Source organism: Nocardia brevicatena NBRC 12119 (assembly GCF_000308495.1).
In the GTDB taxonomy this organism is placed as follows: domain Bacteria; phylum Actinomycetota; class Actinomycetes; order Mycobacteriales; family Mycobacteriaceae; genus Nocardia; species Nocardia brevicatena.
The window spans coordinates 65688-72128 of sequence record NZ_BAFU01000029.1 but is presented as its reverse complement, the minus strand read 5'-3'; the positions used below and the strand labels follow the sequence as shown (position 1 = coordinate 72128).

4 protein-coding genes and 1 tRNA gene are annotated in these 6441 nt (G+C 65.9%); 2 read left to right on the top strand and 3 right to left on the bottom strand.

Annotated elements, in window-relative coordinates; genetic code table 11:
* Together ON20_RS06310 and ON20_RS06305 are read right to left on the bottom strand one after the other, a co-directional pair.
* The coding region (locus ON20_RS06310; protein WP_040833990.1) for a hypothetical protein at positions 1-241 on the bottom strand (241 nt) is incomplete at its 3' end.
* A gap of 896 nt (positions 242-1137) precedes the next feature.
* A complete protein-coding gene (locus ON20_RS06305) occupies positions 1138-2349 on the bottom strand; it encodes a L,D-transpeptidase (protein WP_083864699.1) in 1212 nt (403 codons plus the stop codon).
* Positions 2350-2671: 322 nt separating this feature from the next.
* Between ON20_RS06305 and ON20_RS06300 the strand changes: the two genes are divergently transcribed.
* A tRNA-Lys gene (locus ON20_RS06300) sits at positions 2672-2744 on the top strand.
* A gap of 255 nt (positions 2745-2999) precedes the next feature.
* Here the strand turns inward: ON20_RS06300 and ON20_RS06295 are convergent.
* The gene (locus ON20_RS06295) at positions 3000-5039 is read right to left on the bottom strand and encodes an NADPH-dependent 2,4-dienoyl-CoA reductase (protein ID WP_040833989.1); all 2040 of its coding nucleotides are present in this window, start codon (positions 5037-5039) and stop codon (positions 3000-3002) included.
* Between the two features lie 688 nt (positions 5040-5727).
* Here ON20_RS06295 and ON20_RS06290 point away from each other — a divergent pair.
* Positions 5728-6381, top strand: a complete 654-nt coding sequence (locus ON20_RS06290; RefSeq protein ID WP_051161780.1) for a transglycosylase SLT domain-containing protein — start codon at positions 5728-5730, stop codon at positions 6379-6381.
* Positions 6382-6441 lie beyond the last annotated feature (60 nt).

Below are 6441 nucleotides of genomic sequence, written 5' to 3'. Positions count from 1 at the left end.
CGAACGCCAAGGCGAAGGTGAACGCCAAGGCCAGGGCGAACGCCAAGGCGAAGGCGAACGCCAAGGCCGCCGACGCGAAGGCGAAGGCGAAGGCGACGACAACAAGGGGCGTAATACCAAAGGCGCTCTCATCGGCGCCACTGTGCTTGCCGGAGGAGGCGTTGCAGCCTACGCCCTCAGCGGACAGATCGGCGGAGACCCCGAGACCGAATCCCCACCTGAATCCACACCAAAACCCCAATCCCCAACACCGACTCCACCCGACGTACGCACCTCACCCGACGTACCCACCTCACCCGACGTACCCACCTCACCCGACGTACCCACCTCACCCGACGTACGCACCTCACCCCCAACACCGACTCCGCCCACAACGCCGCCTCCACCCCCGCCATTCACCCCATCAAACCCACCCAAAGCACCCACCTCGCCCCCAACATCGCCTCCACCCACAACACCAACCCCACCCGATGTACCCACCCCACCCGCAATGCCGCCCCCTCATGACGACTCGGGCGGCGACTCCGGCAACAACGGTGGTTCACCCCCCGGCTCCGGCTCCGGCAGTGGTTCCGGTACAGGAGCAAACCCAGGCGCCTCGGCCATAAGCGCCATCGCTTCCACTGTTGCGATGGGAGCCATGATGGCAGCGGCAGCGGCTGCGGCTGCCGCTGACTCCGACGACGATTCGGATGATGACAAACCCAAAAAGGAGCCGAAGCATCGGCCGGAACCGGAACCACACCCCGCACCAGGATCCGAACACGCACCGGAGCCAGGACCACCTCCCGCACCCCAGCCGGCCCCTGGCGATGGACCGCCGGTCATCGAAGACGCCGTGCGGCGCGCCACCGACCTGCTCGGCCCGATCCTGCCTCCCAAGGCGACCGGCGAGCCCCCTCCCCCGCCCCCGGCGTAACACATGGAAGACCCGGCACCCCGAGCATCGGGCCGCTACATGACTTGATCAGCGCCTATGTAATGTCCAGGCCGTCGCCGCGCCGGAAACCGCCGGGACATGGAGCTGCCCCGCCGAATATCCGGCGGGGCAGCTCACTCGGCCACTGCCGGTTCCGCCCGCCCCCGGAGACTCGGGGTGTATGGAACCGACCCGCCGTGCCGACTCCCCGGCGTCGGTCAGCCGATATCGGCGTTACCGGCCTTCCATTCCGGCCACGGGATATTCCAGTCGCCGAGACCGTCCGTGCCGGACAAGGTGCCGCCGACGGTGTTTTTCACGATCGCGATATCCCCGCGTTTGGCGGTCTGGAGCACCCACAGGGCGTCCTCGGGGCTCAGGTTCAGACAGCCGTGGCTGGTATTCGTATTGCCCTGGGCTCCCAGCGACCACGGCGCCGAGTGGAAGAAGATACCGCTGTAGGACATCCGCGTCGCGTAGTCGACCTCGGTGCGGTAGCCGGACGGCGAGTTCACCGCGACACCGTAGGTCGAGGAGTCCATGATGATGTGCTCGTGCCGGTCGGCGAGGATGTAGACGCCATTGGGCGTGGGCGTGGAGTCCTTACCCATCGACGTGGGCATGGTTCGGATGACCTGACCGTTGCGTTCCACCACCACTTGTTTGGTGTTGTCGTCGGCGGTGAAGATCACTACGTCGCCGATGATGAAATGCGAGTGGATGTCCTCCTGGCCGTAGAGCCCGTCGCCCAGATCCCGGCCGTAAACGTTCACGTCGATGTTCACCCGGGTGCCCGACGCCCAGAAATGTTCGGGCCGCCAGCGCACCTCACGGTTGTTCACCCAGTAGAACGCACCCTCCACCGGAGGGTCGGTGGTGATGGTGATCGCGTTCTGGGCTGCCTTGCGGTCCGGGATGTCCTCGTCGAACTGGATCGCCACCGGCTGGCCGATACCGACCACTTCGCCTTCGCCCGGGGTCAGGTATGGCTTGGCCTTGTTGTCAGGGACGGTTGTGGTGAATCTCATAGCGCTGGTGACGGATCCCCCGAGCCCGAGCGCCTTCGCCTGCAGTTGGTAGGTGGTGCCGTAGCCGAGGGGTTCGGTGGTGGCCCAGGTGCGGCCATCGGCGGCCATCGTTCCGTTGACCGTCTCCCCTTCCGGGTTCAGCAGCCGCACTTCGGAGAATTTGCCGTCCTCCACGGTGAAGGTGATCGGCGCGATCGGCGATATCCCCACCGCTCCGTCCTTCATGGGGGCGAGCAGTTTGGGCTTGATCAGTTCGGTGAAGGGGTTGCGATCGATGGGCACCGCGGCATCGGTCGACTGTGACGAAGAACACGCCGAGAGCACCAAGGCGAGAAGTGCGAGAAAGATCAACGGCACACCGCACCGTCCGATCGATCCGCCTCGACTACGACCACTATGCATGTCTAAACCCCGTTTCAAGTCCCGGTGCAAGGAGCCCACACCACGGCTTCGGATCCGACCGATTACTGACGCGCTCGACCCACCGCATCGGCGGGATCGGTCGAGACCACGTGTGTCATTGTGCCGGCCACGCCGAGACGATCCCAATGTGAAACATGGGCTTCTCGACTGTCGCGGGCTCGTACGGTTTGATCCCGGCCGAACCGCTCGCCGTTACGCGCCCGGCGGCGCATCCGACCCCGCACCCGCCCTCACCGGATATCGATTTCACTTCTATGGCCTCGGCCTGTTAATGTCTGTCCCGCACCGCACAGCGGGGCACGCGCCATTAGCTCAATTGGCAGAGCAGCTGACTCTTAATCAGCGGGTTCGGGGTTCGAGTCCCTGATGGCGCACAGCGGACCATCTCCCTTGAAATCTCCCGGACGACCCCGGATGCGAACTTCCCGGTCGGGAACCGTTTACGAGACATCTCGCCATCCCGCGTTCGGGGCGCACGTCGTGCGCCGTGATTGAAATCACCTCTTGTTGCACCGAGATTACTTCCGGACCGGCATGGCGAAAGGGAGCGAGATGGCCTCGCCCACGAGTCGATACAGACCTGTTGCAGACCCCGGAAAACGAATGGACACCGCTCCTCGGAGGCCTCGTCACAGACGCGCGGCCAGGCGGGTGCCCTGATCGATGGCGCGTTTGGCGTCGAGTTCGGCGGCCAGCTCGGCGCCACCGATCAGATGGGGGCGCAGACCGGCGGCCCGCAGTTCGTCGACCAGATCACGGACCGATTCCTGGCCCGCACACACCACGATGTTGTCCACCGGGATCACCCGACCGCGTTGCCGCTCGGGGCCGAGGCTGATGTGCAGACCGTCGTCATCGATACGTTCGTAGTTCACCCCGCCGATCTGCTCGACGCCCTTGGCGCGGACCGCCGCCCGGTGCACCCAGCCGCTCGTCCTGCCGAGGCCTTTGCCGAACGGGGTGGTCTTGCGCTGTAACAACACCACCTCCCGGGCCGCCGGCGCGGGCCGTGGTTCGCGTAGCTGGCCGCGTGAGTGCTCGTCGTCGGCGTCGACACCCCATTCCCGCTTCCACTCCCGCGGGTCGAGGGTGGGATTGCCCTCGACGGTGAGGTATTCGGTCACGTCGAAGCCGATACCGCCCGCGCCGATCACCGCCACCCGTTTGCCGACCGGTTTCTCACCGCGGACCGCCTCGGCGTAGGACAGCACCATGGGGTGATCGATACCCGGTATATCGGGTATCCGGGGCCGCACACCGGTGGCGAGCACTATCTCGTCATATCCGCCCTCGACCAGTTCAGCGGCGGTGATCCGGGTGTTCAGCCGCAGCCGTACGCCGGTGAGCCCGAGCATGCGGGTGAAATACCGGATGGATTCGTCGAACTCCTCCTTGCCGGGGATCCGCCGCGCCAGATCGAACTGACCGCCGATCCGGTCGGCGGCCTCGAACAGCTCGACCCGGTGGCCGCGGTCGGCGAGGTTGATCGCCGCGGCCAGTCCGGCCGGGCCGGCGCCGACCACCGCGATGTGTTTGGTCCGACGGGTCGGCAGCAGACGTAGTTCGGTTTCGTGCCCGGCCCGGGGGTTGAGCAGGCAGGACACCGTCTTGTACCGGAAGGCGTGGTCCAGGCAGGCCTGATTGCAGGCGATACAGGTGTTGATCTCGTCCACGCGGTTGTGCGCGGCCTTGGCCACCCATTCGGGGTCGGCCAGCAGGGGTCGGGCCAGAGAGACCAGCCGGGCATCGCCGCGTGCCAGGATCTCCTCGGCGATCTCCGGCATATTGATCCGGTTGGACGCGCAGACCGGGATATCGACCTGCGCGCTGATCTTGGCGGTGAACTCCACGAAGACCGCGCGTGGTACCGAGGTGACGATGGTCGGTACCCGGGCCTCGTGCCAGCCGATATCGGTATTGAGGATATCGACGCCTACCGCCTGCAGTTCCTTGGCCAGTGCCACGATCTCGGCGAAGGTCTGGCCGTCGGCGACGAGCTCGGCCATGGACAGCCGGAACACGATGATGAAATCGGCGCCGACCGCGGCACGGACCCGGCGGGCGACCTCCACCGCGATCCGTCGCCGGTTTTCCGGCGAACCACCCCATTCGTCGGTGCGCCGATTGGTGCGCGGAGCGAGGAACTGGTTGATGAAATAGCCTTCCCCGCCCATGATTTCGACGCCGTCGTAACCGGCGAGCCGGGCCAGTTCGGCACAGCGCGCATAGTCGTCGATCGTTGCGCGCACTCCCGCGGCGGACAGTGCGCGGGGCCGGAACGGGTTGATGGGCGCCTTGATGGACGAAGCCGAGACGCTGCCGGGGATATAGGCGTAGCGCCCGGCGTGCAGGATCTGGAGCGCGATCTTGCCGTCCGCCTCGTGCACCGCCCGGGTGATGCGACGATGCCGGTACGCCTCGGTTCGGTTGGTCAGCTTGGCGCCGAACGGGGTGAGCCATCCGGTGCGGTTGGGCGCGTAACCCCCGGTGATGATGAGCCCGACGCCGCCACGGGCGCGTTCGGCGAAATAGGCGGCCAAGCGGCTGGTGTGCCAGGCACGGTCTTCCAGACCGGTGTGCATCGACCCCATCACCACCCGGTTGCGCAGGGTGGTGTGACCGAGGTCGAGCGGGGTGAACAGGTGCGGGAAACTCGTCGTCGAGCTCACGGGGGACCCACTTTCCGTCCGGAGTCCGCGGCCGGGGCCGCGCGGACCGTCTCGGCGTCAGGATAGGCAGCGGGCGATACCGAGACAACCGCACGGGGGCTCGTATGGTTACAGTTCGCGCGCGTACCCATTTTTCGGTCACGACACCATCACGGAATGGATAAATTCGCGATTCAGTGGGAAAACTTCTGTGATCTGCGTCACCAGATGTTTAAAAGCAAACTCCCAGGTCATCCCCAGGTTCCACATGGCGACCTTGCCTTTTCAAGATCTCTGGCACCTATGGTTCAGAGTCAGTTCATCCGGCGTTAACCAAGCGTGACCATTCTGCAATCAGGTCATCGAAAGAGACCTGAGGTTTGGTTGGCCCGCAAGCCATGGGCGAGGAGTTGGAAACAACCCGAGCCCGGCGATGCAAGGACCGATAGCGGTCCGGCGATAACCCTACTTCCACCCGACAACTCCATCGGATATGGAGTTCGCCGGCGTGGCGGCCCGGGACCCCCAGTTCCGGCACCGCGGCACAGCACGTCGTCTCCGGGAACCCGGATCGTTCCCACCACAACAAAACCCGACAACAGCACAGCCATGTTCCGGCCGCGAGCCCATGAGGCCCGCCGCCGCGGATCCGTGCTGCCTGATCACGGCCGGATCGAACCGAGACCCACCACTAGGAACCGAATTCGACATGCCTGACAACCGCTTCCACAGCGCTCGTACCCGCGCTGCTTCCGGTATCGCCGCCCTGCGCGGCCGCTCCCGGCGGGAGAACTTCGCCGTCGCCATGGCCGCGGCCGGTCTGATCGCTGTGACCGCGTCCTCGGCCGTATCCGTCGCCGATAACGACGTCGCGCCCAGCCGCATCGCCATGGTGGCCGAGCAGCAGGCCGCCCCGGCAGCCGAACAGCCGGCGGCACCGGCTGCCGAAGCCGCACCGGCGCCCGCTCCCGCCTCGACAGTCGAGCCGGTCGCCGCCGCGGCCCCGATCCCCGCCCCCGGCCCGGCGCCCGCTCCCGCCTATCCGGACAACCTGGAGGGCTGGATCCACGAAGCGCTGGACATCATGAAGGCGAACGATATCCCCGGCAGCTACGAGGGCATCAAGCGCAATATCCTGCGTGAGTCCTCGGGCGATCCGCAAGCGATCAACCTGTGGGATTCGAATGCCGCCATGGGTATCCCGTCCAAGGGCCTGCTGCAGGTTATCGACCCAACCTTCGCCGCTTACCACGTCTCGGGCACGCCGTTCAACGTCTGGGATCCGGTCGCCAATATCGTCGCCGCGTGCAACTACGCCGCGCACCGGTACGGCTCCATGGACAACGTGAACAGCGCCTACTGATAGATCTTCCGTACCGCGGAATGCCTCCGGAGGGCGTCACCGGCGCGACGTAGACTGCGT

Coding starts and splice junctions, on each gene's coding strand:
- ON20_RS06305 (WP_083864699.1), bottom strand. CDS start 2,349: ATGCATAGTGGTCGTAGTCGAGGCGGATCGATCGGACGGTGCGGTGTG.
- ON20_RS06290 (WP_051161780.1), top strand. CDS start 5,728: ATGCCTGACAACCGCTTCCACAGCGCTCGTACCCGCGCTGCTTCCGGT.